Source organism: Streptomyces sp. NPDC047917 (assembly GCF_043204345.1).
GTDB classification, from domain to species: domain Bacteria; phylum Actinomycetota; class Actinomycetes; order Streptomycetales; family Streptomycetaceae; genus Streptomyces; species Streptomyces sanglieri.
In genome coordinates this window covers 1-14,602 of sequence record NZ_JBIDCA010000006.1, presented here as the reverse complement: position 1 = coordinate 14,602, position 14,602 = coordinate 1, and the positions used below count along the sequence as shown (strand labels likewise).

Sequence of the window (14,602 nt, the reverse complement as noted above, 5' to 3'; positions counted from 1 at the left end):
CCGCGCACCCGGCGGCGGGGCCGGCCCACTTACTGCGGCCGCCCCCCCCCCCCCCCCGCCCGGCGGGGGGGGGGGGGGGGGGGGGGGCCCCCCCCCCCCCCCGGGGGGGGGGGGGGGCCCCCCCCCCCGGGCCCCTCGCTGTGCGGTGGCCGCTCAGTCGCCCGTCGTCCCGGTCACCGGGCGGCGGCCCGCAGGACGCCAGCCGCGGGCGCGGCCACGGGGCGCGACCAGCGCCGCCCACGCGACCAGCAGCGCGAGCGAACCGCCGCCCACCGCGATCCACACCGCCCTGCGGGTGGCACCCCCGCTGCCGTTGCCCGGCGGCATCACCACCGAGTCGTCCCGCACCGCTTCCGTGCGCCCGACCGGATCGGGCACGGAGGTGACGGCGGCGTACGGGTCCAGCCGCGGCACGTCCGCCGGGTAGGCGGTACGGGTCAGCCGCTGCGCCGTCTGCGCGGCCGACAGCTCCGGATGCGCCGACCGCACCAGCGCGGCCGTGCCCGCCGCGTACGCGGCGGCGAACGACGCCCCCGACCCGATGAAGTGCCCCGTCCCGCGCGGTCCCACGCCCACGACCCCGTCACCGGGGGCGGCGAGGTCGGCGCCACGGGTGGCCGGTGCCCCGTCCGGGCGGGTGCCCCGCGCGTCCATGTCGATGACGGAGAGGACCCCGGGCGCCGAGGCCGGCCAGTAGTCGCGCGGCGGCTCGGGCTCCCGGCCCGGCGAGGAACGGGCCGGGTCGGGGGTCGCGGCGGCCACGATCAGCGCGTCGTGGGAGGCCGCGTACTTCACCGCCGAGGCGAGCCCGGCCGAGTCGGCGGCCAGCGCGGGGGAGACCTGGACGACCTTCGCACCCGCGTCGGTGGCCGCCCGGATCCCGGCGGCGACCGAGGCCGCGGTCGCCGCCCCGCGCTCGTCGGTGCCCCGCACCGCGATGATCCGGGACTCCTGGGCGACCCCGGCGACCCGCACGTTCTTCGCGGGCGCGGCGGCGATCAGCCCGGCCACGAACGTCCCGTGGCCCACGCAGTCCGCCCCGGCGGACCCCACCGCCGAGACCCGGCCCGCGAGCGTCGGCGCGTGCGCCGAGACCCCGGTGTCCACCACCGCGACCTTCACCCCCGCACCCCTGCCGAACGTCCAGGTCCGGGCGAGCTGGAGGTTCTGCTGTTCCCACGGCACCGCCGTGGCCCGCGCCTTCGACCCGCCGGTGCACGGATCGCCGGCTTCGAGCCGCGCGGGCATCACCGGCAGCCTGACCTTCTCGCCCTCGGCCGCGGCGGTACCGGCAGCCGGCAGCACCATCGCCGCGGCGAGCAGCGCGGCGGCCGGAACCCGTCCGGCACGGCGTCCGGCCCTCATTCGGGCACCGCCTGCGGGCGTACGACGTCCTGCGGCAGCAGCAGCCGCAGATCGTCCAGGCCGGGCGCCGCCATGGTGCTGAGCCGGCCCGCCTGGCGGGTCATCATGCCCTCCAGGACCTGTCGGGCCAGCCGCGCGTTGCCGAACGAACGGTCCCTGGGCAGCGCGTCGAAGTACTCGCGCATGACCGCACCGGCGCCGGCCGCGCACTCGTAGCCGGACGCGGCCGCGTGCTGGCGGACGATGGTGACCAGCTCGTCCGAGGAGTAGTCGGCGAACTCCACCCGCCGGGAGAACCGGGAGGACAGACCGGGGTTGGACGCCAGGAAGCGCTCCATCTCACCGGTGTAGCCCGCGACGATCACCACCACCTCGTCGCGGTGGTCCTCCATCAGCTTCAGCAGCGTGTCCACCGCCTCGCGCCCGAAGTCGCTGCTGCCCGCGGAACCTTCCGGGGTCAGCGTGTACGCCTCGTCGACGAACAGCACCCCGCCCCTGGCCCGGTCGAACACCTCCCGGGTGAGCTGGGCGGTGTGTCCCACGTACCGGCCGACCAGGTCCGCCCTGGCCACCTCGACGAGCTGGCCGCGCGGCAGCACCCCGAGCGACTTCAGCAGCTCGCCGTAGAGCCGGGCGACCGTGGTCTTGCCGGTGCCGGGCGGCCCGGTGAAGACCAGATGGTGGCTGATCCGCGGCGCGGGCAGCCCGGCCGCCTCCCGCTTCTTCGCGGTGGCCAGCAGATTGACCAGGTCGGTCACATCGCGCTTGACGGCGGCCAGGCCCACCATGTCCCCGAGCCGGGCCAGCGGGTCGCTCTCCGCCCCGCCGTCGCCCGGCCGGCCGGACACCGCGGCCGCCGCCTCCTCGCCGACGTCCTCGGGCAGCAGCCGGGTGAGGTCCTGCTCGTCGGCGTCGGGAAGGGCGGCGAGCCGGTACGCCTGACGGTCCACCATCTCCTCGAACACCTGCCGGGCGGCCCGGCCGTTGCCGAAGCCGGCGTCCCTGGGCATCCGCTCGAAGTGAGTGGCGAGCGCGCCGAGCGTCGACTCGTCGAGCTCGTAGCGGTGCTGGGCGCACATGCTCTCGATGATCGCGACGAGTTCGGGGACCGCGTAGTTCTCGAACTCGACCGTCCGGGAGAAGCGCGAGGCGAGACCCGGGTTGGAGCCGAGGAAGTCCCGCATCTCGTCCGCGTACCCGGCGGCGACCACGACGACGTCGTCGCGGTGGTCCTCCATCAGCTTCAGGAGCGTGTCGACCGCTTCCCGGCCGAAGTCGGCGCCCGAACCCCGTCCGTCCGACAGCAGGCTGTACGCCTCGTCGACGAACAGCACCCCGCCCAGCGCCCGTTTGAACGTCTCGGTGGTCTTGATGGCCGTACCACCGACGATCTGCGCCACCAGGTCCGCGCGCGACACCTCCACCAGATGGCCGGAGGGCAGCGCCCCCAGCTCGGCGAGGATCGCCCCGTAGAGCCGGGCGACCGTGGTCTTGCCGGTGCCGGGCGGCCCGGAGAAGACCAGGTGGCGGCTCATCGGCGGGGCCGGCAGACCGAGCCGGGCCCGCCGCTGGGCGAGCTGGATCAGATTGACCAGCGTACGCACCTGGTGCTTGACGTTCTCCAGACCGATCAGCGCGTCCAGTTCGGCCAGCGGGCCGTCCTCGCGCGCCGTCCCCGCACCGGTGCCCGAGGCGCCTGTGCCGGCCGGATCGGTGCCCTCGGCCTCGCCGAGCCCCCAGGCGTCCCGCTTGCCGTTCTCCGTGCTGGTCAGGTGCTCTACCGCCAGCCGGTCGCCCGCCTGGGCCTGCACCAGGCCGCCGCCCTCGTTGTCCCGCGCCGTGCAGTTGACCACCGACACCGCGGCGGTGGTCTCCACCCGGAAGCCGTCCCGGCCCGAGCCGCTCACCTCGCAGGCGGTGAAGGCGCCCCGGCTGCCCTGGGCGAGCAGCACCCCGTGTCCCGCCGCGGCGGCGATCCGCAGCCGGGTCGCGGTCAGTTCGCCGCCGTCCTCGACCACCACACCCGAATCGGTGGCCTCCCGGACGTCCCAGTCCCGGACGGTGACGCTGCCGCCCGCCGCCACCGACATGCCGTGCGCGGCGCCGTGCGCGGAGCCCCCGCCGACATAGACGTTGCCGTTGTCCGCGACCCGGATCCCGGCGCCGCCCGGCCGTTCGATCTCGCAGTCCTCCAGCCGGCCCCGGCCGTCCTTGACGACCTCCACGCCGTGCCCCTTCGCGGCGCCGATCCTGGCCCTGCGCACCAGCGGATTGGCGCCGCTGCGTATCCGCAGGCCCGCGCCGCCCGCGTCGAGTACTTCGAGCCGGTCCAGCTCGGCGACCGACTCCTCCTCCAGCAGCACCCCCGTCTGCACGCTGTCCCGGACGGTCAGCCCGACCAGTACCGGGGAGGACGAGCCCCGCACGTGCAGCGCGGCGTCCTCGGCCGAATCCAGCCAGCAGTCCTCGAAGGTGCCCCGGGCCCGGTCCGACACCAGCAGGCCGGGGCCCTTCGTACGGGCGGTACGGCACCGGCGCAGCAGCGGATCGGTGCCGCCGGACAGGACGATGCCCGGCCCGTTGGTACCGGTCACCCGGAGGTCCTCCAGCACCGTCCGGGCCGACGAGGAGAGGTGGACGCCCACCCCCGTGTCGTGGACCACGGTCCGCAGGACCCGGGTGGTGCTCTGCTCCTCCAGCGCGATGGACGGCTTGTCGGTGGAGGAGATGTCGCACTCCTCCACCGAGCCCTGTCCCTCGCCGTTGGCGAGCACTCCGTTGGCGCGCGCGTCACGGATGGTGCAGCCGCGCAGTGTGATCCGGCCGCGTTCACCGATCACCACGCCCGAGGTGCCCAGGTGCTCGACCGTGCAGGACTCGGCGGAACTCTCCACCGCCGAGGTCACCACCACCCCGGCGCCGCGCGGATTGCTCACCCGGCAGTCCCGCAGCGCCACCGAACCGGACCCGCGGGCCAGCAGGGCGGTCCACGCGGCACCGGTGATGTCGCAGCCGTCCATCGCGATCTGGCCGCGCGGCGCGTCCACCACCGGGAGTTCTTCGTCGCGGCCGCGCAGCACCAGATCGGTGAGCATCACGGCCTCGGCCTGGAGCACCACGGCACTGCCGTGCGGCGGGCATATCTCGACGCTGCCGCGGGACTGTTCGGCGACGACGGTGACGGGGACGGTGATGACCAGACTCTCGGCGTAGGTGCCGGAACGGACGCTGATCACGGCGCCGTTGCGTGCCCTGGCGAGTGCCTCACCGATCGTTCGAAAGCCGTCGGGCCGCTCGGGACAGACCGTCAGAACCTGGCGTGACAAGCGGAATCCTCCTCCTTGGGGCCACACCGCGGTCCTGGGAACACATTGTCGGAGCGGGTGCGGCTCCATCATGCCGGAGTGCGCCGCGAGAGCTTCGGCCGGAGCGGGAACGGCTCGTGAACCACGGGGCGTCGACCCCCGCGCGGATCACCGCATCACAGGCGAAACGGGGCGGAAGGCCGATCGGCCCGCCGTCCCGTCCCGGAGTCGAGCGACTACTTGATCGCCTTGATCAGTTCGCCGTCGGTGGTGTCACCGCTGAGCTCCCAGAAGAAGGTGCCGCCGAGCCCCTGCTGGTTCTTGTAGTCCATCTTGGACGCGATGGTGGCGGGGGTGTCGTAGCTCCACCAGTTGGTGCCGCAGTGGGCGTACGCGGTGCCGGCGACGGTGCCGGTGGCGGGGCAGCTGTTCTTGAGGACCTTGTAGTCCTCGATGCCGGCCTCGTAGGTGCCGGGGGCGGCTCCGGTGGCGGTGCCGCCGGGGGCGTCCTGGGTGACGCCGGTCCAGCCGCGGCCGTAGAAGCCGATGCCGAGCAGCATCTTGGACGCGGGGACGCCCTGGGCCTTCAGCTTGTCGATGGCGGCCTCACTGTTGAAGCCCTCCTTCGGGATGCCCTCGTAGGCGGTGAGCGGGGAGTGCGGGGCGGTCGGGCCCTTCGCGTCCCAGGCGCCGAAGAAGTCGTACGTCATCACGTTGTACCAGTCCAGGGACTGGGCGGCGCCGGCGTAGTCGGCGGCGTCGATCTTGCCGCCGTCGGAGCCGTCGGCGGTGATGGCGGCGGTGACCAGGTTGCTGCTGCCGAACTTCGAGCGCAGCGCCGAGGTGAGGCCCTTCAGCGCGGCCGGGCCGCTGGTGTCACAGGTCAGGCCGCAGGCGTTGGGGTACTCCCAGTCGATGTCGATGCCGTCGAAGACATCGGCCCAACGGGGGTCCTCCACCAGGTTGTAGCAGGACTCGGCGAACGCGGCCGGGTTCTTCGCGGCCTCACCGAAGCCACCGGACCAGGTCCAGCCGCCGAACGACCAGATGATCTTCAGGTCCGGGTGCAGCTTCTTCAGCTTGCGCAGCTGGTTGAAGTTGCCGCGCAGATCCTGGTCCCAGGTGTCGGCCACGCCGTCGACGGACTGGTCGGCGGTGTACGCCTTCTCGTAGTCGGCGTACGAGTCGCCGACCGCGCACTTGCCTCCGGTGACGTTGCCGAAGGCGTAGTTGATGTGCGTGAGCTTGTCGGCCGAGCCGGACGTCTCGACGTTCCTGACGTGGTAATTGCGGCCGTAGACACCCCAGTTGGTGAAGTATCCGACCACCTTGTCGCCGGCCGCCGTGGGGGCCGCGTCGGCGGTGGCGGGGGCCGCGGCCCGTGTGTCGGTGGGGGGAGTGCCGGCCGAGGCGGAGCCCGCTACACCCAGCAGGGTGGCGCCGAGGGCGGCGGTACAGGCGGCTGCGGCGAGCGCCCGGAAGCGGGCGCGGGGGCGGTGCTTGCCGAACATCTTGTCTCCTCGTGGGGGAGGGAACTTGCTTGTGGGGGCGAGCAGTCGGCCATCGCGTGGATTTGGCATGAACGTGCAAAGGCCGTTCGCTGGGAACCGTAGATGGACTAGACCAGTGAGGTCAATGGTTCGGACCATTTCCGGTGATCGTCGTGTTCCGCGCCGAGTCGCCCGGTGACCCCGTGACGGATATCGTCCGATCGGGCATACTCAAGCCGCCACAGCCACTGGCCAGCAGCTCTCGTAATCCGAGAGGGCCGGCGTCGGCTGGGTAGCAGTGCTTCTCCGGGCCCGGCCCGGAAGCCCCCGGCGGCGCCGCCCACACCCCTCGCGCGCGACCGTCGCAACGCCCGACAGGGAGGAGAGCGCCGTCATGTCCGACCGTGCCCCGTATTTGGTGGAACGCCGTCTGCCCACCGAGGAGTCCAAGGAGCTCGTCGCGCTCGTCCGCGACATCGCCCAGCGGGAGATCGCGCCCCGGGCGGCTCAGGAGGAGGAAGCGGGCCGGTTCCCGCGCGAGGTCTTCTCGCTGCTCTCCGAGTCCGGACTGCTGGGACTGCCCTACGACTCCGCTTACGGCGGCGGCGACCAGCCGTACGAGGTCTACCTCCAGGTCCTCGAAGAGCTCGCGGCGGCCCGGCTGACCGTCGGCCTCGGCGTCAGCGTCCACTCCCTGGCCTGTCACGCGGTCGCCGGATACGGCACCAAGGAGCAGCGGACCGAACACCTCCCGGCGATGCTGGGAGGCGGCCTGCTGGGCGCCTACTGCCTCTCCGAGCCCGCCTCGGGCTCCGACGCCGCCTCGCTGCGCACGAAGGCCGTACGCGACGGCGACGACTGGGTCGTCACCGGCACCAAGGCGTGGATCACGCACGGCGGCATCGCCGACTTCTACACGGTCCTGGCCCGCACCGGCGTCGAGGGCCCCCGCGGCATCACCGCGTTCCTGGTCCCCGGCGACGCCGAGGGGCTCAACGCGGCCGCCCCCGAGAAGAAGATGGGCATGAAGGGCTCGCCCACCGCCCAGCTGAACTTCGACGGCGTACGGGTCGCCGACGCGCGCCGGATCGGCGAGGAGGGCCAGGGCTTCGCGATCGCCCTGTCCGCACTCGACTCCGGGCGCCTGGGCATCGCGGCGTGCGCCATCGGCGTCGCCCAGGCGGCCCTGAACGAGGCCGTCGGCTACGCCACCGGGCGGCAGCAGTTCGGCCGCCCGATCGCGGACTTCCAGGGCCTGCGCTTCATGCTCGCCGACATGGCCACCCAGATCGAGGCGGGTCGGGCGCTGTACCTGGAGGCGGCACGGCTCCGCGACGAGGGCAAGGCCTTCTCGCGCCAGGCGGCCATGGCCAAGCTGTTCTGCACGGACCTCGCCATGCGGGTCACCGTGGACGCCGTCCAGGTGCTCGGCGGGTACGGCTACACCCAGGACTTCCCCGTCGAGCGGCTGATGCGCGAGGCGAAGGTCCTGCAGATCGTCGAGGGCACCAATCAGATCCAGCGGATGGTCATCGCGCGCCACCTCGCGGGTCCTGAGACGCGCTGAGCCGCAGCGGCCGGTCCGACCACACGGGCGTCGTCATGATCCGGTTCCACTCCTGGTCATGGCGGCCCGGCAGGGTCCGGTCCGCGCTCTCCCAATGGCTCAGCAGCGCCCGGTAGATGGGCGGGTCGGTGGAGTGCGGCACGGGTCGCGGCACCGACCGGGGAGCCATGGGCTGCGGAACCGATTCTTCGGCGGTGGGAGCGGCGAGACGGCGACGGCCGGGACCGGCCGTTGAATGCAGCAGGGTCATGACTGGCCAACGGTGCGGGGCGGGCCCCGGTCACTGTCCGGCCGATTCGAGAGCCCGTTCGCCCCGTCTCCGCGCGGCGGACGGTCGTCGCCGCGGGCACCACGCCGGCCGGGCCGTCGTGGTGCGGCGCAGATGTGCGGGGCGGGCCCGGACGGGGTCCGGGCGGTCGCGCGCGCAGCCGCCGTCAGGCGGCGTGACGCCGCATCTGCGGCACCCGCAGCGGGCGCGAGCCCGGGCCACCGGCGTGCGAGAACGGCTGCATCCTCCAGTCGAGCCCCTGGGGGAGCGTCAACAGCAGGCCCGTCTCCTGCTCCTGGACGTCGAGCGACTCGTCGGCGGGCCGCGACTGCGCGGCCGCGCGGCCGGTACCGGCACAGACGGTCAGCACGAACGGATTCCACGGCGTCGGGCACAGCGCGTGCTCCGGCAGCACGTCCTCGTCCGCCAGCAGCGCGATCGGCTGCGCGCAGTCCGGGCAGATCACCCGGTACATCTCGAAGGTGTCGTACGCGTCGGGAGCGGTGTCCTCGACGTTGACGGCGTCCTCGCCGGGATCCGGTTCGCTGCGTCCGGTGAGCTTCAGGCTCTGCATGGGAAATTCCCCCCTCAGGTGGGCCGACCAGGCGACACGGCCTCGACCACAGCAAGCACTTCCCGTCGCGCATCGGCCGTAACCGCGAGGGGGACGGCTACCGACCCGTAAACCTGTGGCATTCGTCACATGCCCGCCGCAGGTGCCCCTTCCGGGGCCCCTGCCGCTGTGCCTGGAGGGACCTGGGGCAATAGGTTGGTCCGTATGGAGGAGCTGGACCGACAGATCGTGGAGTTGCTCGTCAAGGACGGGCGGATGAGCTACACCGACCTGGGCAAGGCCACGGGCCTGTCCACATCGGCGGTTCATCAGCGGGTCCGCAGGCTGGAACAGCGCGGGGTGATCCGGGGCTACGCCGCGGTCGTCGACCCCGAGGCCGTCGGCCTGCCGCTCACCGCGTTCATCTCGGTGAAGCCCTTCGACCCCAGCGCGCCGGACGACATCGCGGAGCGGCTGGCCGACGTCCCGGAGCTGGAGGCGTGCCACAGCGTCGCGGGTGACGAGAACTACATCCTCAAGGTGCGTGTGGCGACCCCCCTGGAGCTGGAGCACCTGCTCACCCGGATCCGGTCGCTGGCCGGAGTCTCCACCCGCACCACGGTCGTCCTGTCCACGCCGTACGAGGCACGGCCGCCGCAGATCTGAGGGGGTCGCGGACCGTGCGGCTCCGGACAGGCGCGAGACTGGTCCCATGACCGAGAGCACCGCCCCCCAGAGCGAACACCGCACCGTGCTGCTGCGCGGTGGAGACGTCCACAGCCCCGCCGACCCCTTCGCCACCGCCATGGTGGTCGAACGCGGCCACGTCGCCTGGGTGGGCTCGGAAGGGGCCGCCGACGCCTTCGCGAGCGGCGTCGACGAAGTGATCGACCTCGACGGCGCGCTGGTGACCCCCGCGTTCACCGACGCCCACGTCCACACCACATCGACCGGCCTGGCCCTCACCGGCCTCGACCTGTCCGGCGCCCGGACCCTCGACGAGGCGCTCGGCCTGCTGCGCGCGTACGTGGCCGCGCACCCCGCGGACCGGGTCGTCCTCGGCCACGGCTGGGACGCCGCCCGCTGGCCGGAGCAGCGCCCCCCGTCGCGCGGCGAGCTGGACGCGGCGGCCGGCGGACGTCCCGTCTACCTGCCCCGGGTCGATGTGCACTCCGCGGTGGTCACCACCGCCCTGCTCGACCTGGTCCCGGGCGTCACCGGGCTGACCGGCTATCACTCCGACGCCCCGCTGACCGGCACCGCCCACCACGCTGTCCGCGCCGCGGCCCACGACGCCCTCTCGCCGCGCCAGCGCGCCGATGCCCAGCGCGCCGCCCTGCGGCACGCCGCGTCGCTCGGCATCGGCACCGTCCACGAGTGCGGCGGCCCCGACATCTCCGACGAGGAGGACTTCGCCGGACTGCTCAAGATCGCCGCCGCCGAGCGCGGACCGCGGGTCTTCGGCTACTGGGCCGAGCAGGTCGCCGACGAGAAGGACGCCCGCCGGATCCGGGAACTCGGGGCCGTCGGAGCCGCCGGGGACCTCTTCGTGGACGGCTCGCTCGGCTCGCACACCGCCTGCCTGCACGAGCCGTACGCCGACGGCCCGGCCGGTGGCACCGGCACCGCGCACCTGGACGCGGCGCAGATCGCCGCCCATGTCACCGCGTGCACCGAGGCGGGGCTCCAGGCCGGTTTCCACGCCATCGGGGACGCGGCGCTCTCCGCCGTCGTGGACGGGGTCAGGGCCGCCGCCCGGACGCTCGGGCTGCCCCGGGTCCGGGGTGCCAGGCACCGCGTCGAGCACGCCGAGATGCTCACCCCCGAGACCGTGGCCGCGTTCGCGGAGCTGGGGCTGACCGCCTCCGTCCAGCCCGCCTTCGACGCCGCCTGGGGCGGCGAGGAGGGCATGTACGCCCGGCGGCTCGGCACCGAGCGGGCCAGGACCCTCAACCCGTACGCGGCCCTCCTGCGGGCCGGTGTGCCCCTCGCCTTCGGCTCCGACAGCCCGGTGACCCCGCTCGACCCGTGGGGCACCGTACGGGCCGCCGCCTTCCACCGCACGTCCGAGCACCGGATCTCCGTACGGGCGGGTTTCACCGCCCACACCCGGGGCGGCTGGCGGGCCGTGGGCCGGGACGACGCGGGCATCCTGGTGCCAGGCGCCCCGGCCGACTACGCGGTCTGGCGGACCGCTGACCTGGTGGTCCAGGCCCCGGACGACCGGGTCGCCCGCTGGTCGACCGACCCCCGCTCGGGCACGCCAGGCCTGCCGGATCTCACCCCGGGTGTCGATCTGCCGGTCTGCCTGCGGACCGTGGTGTTCGGACGAACTGTCTACGAGCGGCCGAACGAGTGACGTCCGGCCGTCCCCTGCCGTCACCCGCGGCGGTCCCCGTTCCGCCGCGACCTGCGGATCTTCGCTACTGACCAGGCAAGTTTCGTAAATATTGCAGGTCAGACGGCTATTGACAGAACGCGCCCACCGGCCGGTAGGTTCGGCCGAGTCCACCACAGGACGTCCGACCGGTTAAACCTCCACGCAGTCGTCGAACGCCGCTGGGTCATGGGGTGGTGTGCCGCACCGGCGCACCACCACTGGCAGCCAGGTTCAGCGCCCGCGCCTCGGGGGCGAGGGAAGGTTTCAGCCGGACGGCGGTGCGACCCGGGTGGGGCCCGGACGTTCAGTAGACAACGGCTCTAGGTCGACCCGCAGCCAGCGGGTCCCAGGTCGGCCCGAAGGGCGCCGGGCCCCCATCCGTAGTTCCCGTACGTGCTCGTACCCGTGTTTCTGTCCGTACTTCCGGCCTTCTGTCCCCGGCGGCGCCCGGCACCTTCGACCGTGTCGGAGACCGGCCCCGGCGCGCTGGATATGGTGTGCATCTGCGTACGGACTTAAGGGGCAGTAAGTGAACGACGGCGGTCAGCGGCGGTACGGCCCGCTCGGCAGAATCCTGGTGATCATTCCGACCTACAACGAGGCGGAGAACATCAGGCCGATCGTCGGCCGCGTACGTGCCGCGGTGCCGGACGCCGACATCCTGGTCGCCGACGACAACAGCCCGGACGGCACCGGCAAGGTCGCCGACGAGATCGCCGCCGAGGACAGCCAGGTCCAGGTGCTGCACCGCAAGGGCAAGGAAGGACTCGGCGCGGCCTATCTCGCGGGCTTCCGCTGGGGCACCGAGCACGGTTACGGCGTGCTGGTGGAGATGGACGCCGACGGCTCCCACCAGCCCGAGGAACTGCCCAGGCTGCTCACCGCGCTCAAGGGTGCCGACCTGGTGCTCGGATCGCGCTGGGTGCCGGGCGGGCGTGTGGTCAACTGGCCCAAGTCCCGCGAAATGATCTCCCGCGGCGGCAGCACCTACTCCCGGCTCCTCCTCGGACTGCAGACCAGGGACGTCACCGGCGGCTACCGGGCCTTCCGCGCCGAGACCCTGGAAGGCATCGGCCTCGACCGGGTCGCCTCGCAGGGCTACTGCTTCCAGGTCGATCTGGCCCGTCGCGCCGTCGAGGCCGGCTACCACGTCGTCGAGGTGCCGATCACCTTCGTCGACCGGGAGATCGGCGACTCGAAGATGAGCCGCGACATCCTGGTCGAGGCGCTCTGGCGGGTCACCTCCTGGGGCGTCTCCTCCCGCACGAACCGGGTCCTGGGCCGCAAGGCGATCTGATCCACCGCGCCCGCCGCGACCGGCGGCGGGCACCGGGGCTGCGCCCGTGATCACCCCCTTGCGCCGTTCGGACGCCCGTACGGGCACACTGGGGACCATGACGACCGGCACACCGCCCCCGACCGCCCGCAGGCGCTCCCGCGCCCGTACCTTCGTCCCCCTCGCCATCGCCGCCTGGGCGGTGCTGGAGATCTGGCTGCTCACCGTCGTGGCCGACGCGGCGGGCGGGTTCACCGTACTGCTGCTCCTGGTGGCGGGGATCGTCCTGGGCGCCGCCGTGATGAAGCGGGCCGGCCGCCGGGCCTTCCGCAATCTCACCGAGACGCTCCAGCAGACGCCGGGCCGGCCCGGCGCCGCCGACGCTCCTCCGGCCACCGGATCGGGCGGCAGGGGCAACGGCTTCCTGATGCTCGGCGGACTGCTGCTGATCATTCCGGGGATCGTCTCGGACGTGGCGGGGCTCCTGCTGCTCGTGCCGCCGGTCCGTTCCCGGCTCGGCCGGTACGCGGAGCGGTCGCTGGAGCGCCGGATGCGCGCCGCGACCCCCGGCAGCCTCTCCGACGCCTTCCAGCAGGCCCGCATTCACCGGCCGGACGGGAAGGTGGTCCAGGGTGAGGTCATCCGCGAGGACGGCACGCAGCCGGGCGCACGCCCCGACGAGGGCCCCCGGCCGCCGCTGACTCCCTGAGCCGGATATCCGTCCGGCGGCCGGTCTCGGACCCGGCCGCCGGACGGACGGGCATGACATAGCCGTCCGGGCACGAACGGAGCCGTCCGGGAACGACAGAGCCGCGGGGGGGGGGGGGGGGGGGGGGGGGGGGGCGGGGGCGGGGGGGGGGGGGGGGGGGGGGGGGGGGGGGCCGGCGGCGGGTGCGTGCCGTTCGTCATGGGTGTCAGCCCGCAGCCGCGAACGCCGCGTCCATCTTCTTCGCGGCGTCGCGGGCCGCCGCCGTCACGTCCTTACGCCCGCTGACGATCTCCTGGAACATCGTGGGCAGGACCTGGGAAGCGTCGATCTGCCCCCACGCGGGCGACGCCGGGACGAACCTGGCGCCCGTGGCGAGCGTGTCGATGAACGGCTTCACGAACGGCTGCTCGCGCGCCGCGTCGGCCCGGACGTCCGTGTACGTCGGCAGGAAGCCCATCGCGTCGAAGAAGGCGCGCTGACTCTCCTTGCCTGCCAGCGACTTCATCAGGTCCACGGCGAGTGTGCGGTGCGAACTGCTCCTGAGTACGCCCAGGTTGTTGCCGCCGGCGAAGGCGGGGGCGATGGATCCGGCCGTGACGCCCGGCAGCGGCACCACCGCGTACCTGCCCTTGACCGTGCCCGCCTCGACGGCGGCGTGGCTGAAGTCGCCGCCGATGGCCATCGCGGCCTTGCCGGAGGCGAACGCGGTCACCGTCGCGTTGCCGCCCATGGCGGCGCACTTGGCGGCCGGGCAGTTGTCGTCGCCGAACAGCGAGGTGTACGCGGTGATGCCGGCACGCGCGGCGTCGCTGTCGACGGCGGCCTTGTAGGTGTCGCCGTCCGGGGTGGCGAGTTCACCGCCGTTGGCCCATATGAAGGGCATCGCGCCGTAGGTGTAGAGACCGCCCACGGCGATGCCGTACAGCTCGGGCCTGGCCTTGCGGATCCGCTTAGCCGTCGCGATGAGTTCGGCCTGTGTCGCGGGGACGGAGACGCCGACTTCCTCGAAGACGTCCGTGCGGTAGTACAGGGCGCGTACGCCGACGAACAGCGGCGCCCCGTAGACCTTCCCGTCGACCGTGACGGAGGCGCGGGCGGTGGGGTCGGTGTCCTCCGCCTCGTCCCAGGCGCCGAACTCGGCGCTGATGTCGGCGAGTCCGCCGTCCTTCACATAGCCGGCGGTGTCGGTGTTGCCGTACTCGATGAGGTCGGGGGCGCTGGCGGGGTCGTTGAAGGCGGCCTTGACGCGCTGGGCGCGGGTCTCGACGGGGATGTACTCGATCTGGACGTCCGTGTCGCGGTGGCGCTTCTCGAAGGCGGCGACGGCGGCGTCGACGACCCGCTCCTTCGGCTTGTTGTCGACCTCCTGGAACAGCCAGACCCGCAGGGTCCCGCTCTTGTCGTCCTTGTCGGCGGCGGTGTCGGAGGTCTGCGGGGCGCAGGCGGCGGCCAGCGCGAGCGTCAGGGCCAGGACGGGCAGTCGGGCAGAAAGCTTCATACGGGGCTCCCACCGATAGCGTTGCAGCATACGCAACGGCCGTTTCGTTCTGCACAACAGGCAGGAGACTAGATCGGCGCGCCGGATGCGGACAAGAGGTCGAGACCACTTCGCCCGCCCCGCCCATCCCCCCCACCACCCGCCCCCCCCCCCCCCCCCCCCCCCCCCCCACCCGCCAAGCCCCCCCCCCC

General features: G+C 73.2%; 10 protein-coding genes. 5 read left to right on the top strand and 5 right to left on the bottom strand.

All coding sequences use genetic code 11. The features are described 5' to 3' along the window. Nucleotides 1–153 precede the first annotated feature (153 nt). The 3 genes from ACGF8B_RS15430 to ACGF8B_RS15420 form a co-directional block, all read right to left on the bottom strand. Complete coding sequence (locus tag ACGF8B_RS15430) at nucleotides 154–1,365, bottom strand: S8 family serine peptidase (RefSeq protein WP_392738400.1); 1,212 nt, start codon at nucleotides 1,363–1,365, stop codon at nucleotides 154–156. After that, nucleotides 1,362–4,691: a right-handed parallel beta-helix repeat-containing protein gene (locus tag ACGF8B_RS15425; RefSeq protein ID WP_392738397.1), complete on the bottom strand. Its 3,330-nt coding sequence runs from the start codon at nucleotides 4,689–4,691 to the stop codon at nucleotides 1,362–1,364. The genes ACGF8B_RS15430 and ACGF8B_RS15425 overlap by 4 nt, the downstream gene beginning before the upstream one ends. Before the next feature lie 215 nt (nucleotides 4,692–4,906). Next, nucleotides 4,907–6,181 carry a glycoside hydrolase family 18 protein gene (locus ACGF8B_RS15420; protein ID WP_392738394.1) on the bottom strand — a complete coding sequence of 425 codons (1,275 nt, stop codon included), beginning with the start codon at nucleotides 6,179–6,181 and terminating at the stop codon, nucleotides 4,907–4,909. A gap of 373 nt (nucleotides 6,182–6,554) precedes the next feature. Between ACGF8B_RS15420 and ACGF8B_RS15415 the strand changes: the two genes are divergently transcribed. After that, the gene (locus ACGF8B_RS15415) at nucleotides 6,555–7,727 is read left to right on the top strand and encodes an acyl-CoA dehydrogenase family protein (RefSeq protein ID WP_392738391.1); all 1,173 of its coding nucleotides are present in this window, start codon (nucleotides 6,555–6,557) and stop codon (nucleotides 7,725–7,727) included. Nucleotides 7,728–8,161: 434 nt separating this feature from the next. Here ACGF8B_RS15415 and ACGF8B_RS15410 read toward each other — a convergent pair whose 3' ends face one another. Beyond that, entirely contained in the window at nucleotides 8,162–8,569 is a 408-nt protein-coding gene (locus ACGF8B_RS15410; RefSeq protein ID WP_392738388.1) for a hypothetical protein, read from the bottom strand. Between the two features lie 204 nt (nucleotides 8,570–8,773). On the opposite strand from ACGF8B_RS15410, the gene ACGF8B_RS15405 reads away from it, so the two are divergent. The 4 genes from ACGF8B_RS15405 to fxsA all read left to right on the top strand — a co-directional run bounded on the left by ACGF8B_RS15405 (nucleotide 8,774) and on the right by fxsA (nucleotide 12,913). Next, the gene (locus ACGF8B_RS15405; RefSeq protein ID WP_124718962.1) at nucleotides 8,774–9,214 is read left to right on the top strand and encodes an Lrp/AsnC family transcriptional regulator; all 441 of its coding nucleotides are present in this window, start codon (nucleotides 8,774–8,776) and stop codon (nucleotides 9,212–9,214) included. 46 nt (nucleotides 9,215–9,260) lie between these two features. Next, complete coding sequence (locus tag ACGF8B_RS15400) at nucleotides 9,261–10,907, top strand: amidohydrolase (protein ID WP_392738384.1); 1,647 nt, start codon at nucleotides 9,261–9,263, stop codon at nucleotides 10,905–10,907. 550 nt (nucleotides 10,908–11,457) lie between these two features. After that, nucleotides 11,458–12,225 carry a polyprenol monophosphomannose synthase gene (locus ACGF8B_RS15395; RefSeq protein WP_392738381.1) on the top strand — a complete coding sequence of 256 codons (768 nt, stop codon included), beginning with the start codon at nucleotides 11,458–11,460 and terminating at the stop codon, nucleotides 12,223–12,225. A gap of 97 nt (nucleotides 12,226–12,322) precedes the next feature. Next, nucleotides 12,323–12,913, top strand: coding sequence for an FxsA family membrane protein (fxsA, locus tag ACGF8B_RS15390; RefSeq protein ID WP_392738378.1), 591 nt, complete (start codon nucleotides 12,323–12,325; stop codon nucleotides 12,911–12,913). Between the two features lie 205 nt (nucleotides 12,914–13,118). On the opposite strand, the gene ACGF8B_RS15385 is transcribed toward fxsA, so the two are convergent. After that, complete coding sequence (locus tag ACGF8B_RS15385; RefSeq protein ID WP_392713110.1) at nucleotides 13,119–14,411, bottom strand: extracellular solute-binding protein; 1,293 nt, start codon at nucleotides 14,409–14,411, stop codon at nucleotides 13,119–13,121. Between the last annotated feature and the right edge of the window lie 191 nt (nucleotides 14,412–14,602).

Excerpts from the sequence above, each read along its gene's own strand:
- ACGF8B_RS15430 (WP_392738400.1), bottom strand. The coding sequence starts at position 1,365 with ATGAGGGCCGGACGCCGTGCCGGACGGGTTCCGGCCGCCGCGCTGCTC.
- ACGF8B_RS15420 (WP_392738394.1), bottom strand. The coding sequence starts at position 6,181 with ATGTTCGGCAAGCACCGCCCCCGCGCCCGCTTCCGGGCGCTCGCCGCA.
- ACGF8B_RS15415 (WP_392738391.1), top strand. The coding sequence starts at position 6,555 with ATGTCCGACCGTGCCCCGTATTTGGTGGAACGCCGTCTGCCCACCGAG.
- ACGF8B_RS15410 (WP_392738388.1), bottom strand. The coding sequence starts at position 8,569 with ATGCAGAGCCTGAAGCTCACCGGACGCAGCGAACCGGATCCCGGCGAG.
- ACGF8B_RS15405 (WP_124718962.1), top strand. The coding sequence starts at position 8,774 with ATGGAGGAGCTGGACCGACAGATCGTGGAGTTGCTCGTCAAGGACGGG.
- ACGF8B_RS15400 (WP_392738384.1), top strand. The coding sequence starts at position 9,261 with ATGACCGAGAGCACCGCCCCCCAGAGCGAACACCGCACCGTGCTGCTG.
- fxsA (WP_392738378.1), top strand. The coding sequence starts at position 12,323 with ATGACGACCGGCACACCGCCCCCGACCGCCCGCAGGCGCTCCCGCGCC.
- ACGF8B_RS15385 (WP_392713110.1), bottom strand. The coding sequence starts at position 14,411 with ATGAAGCTTTCTGCCCGACTGCCCGTCCTGGCCCTGACGCTCGCGCTG.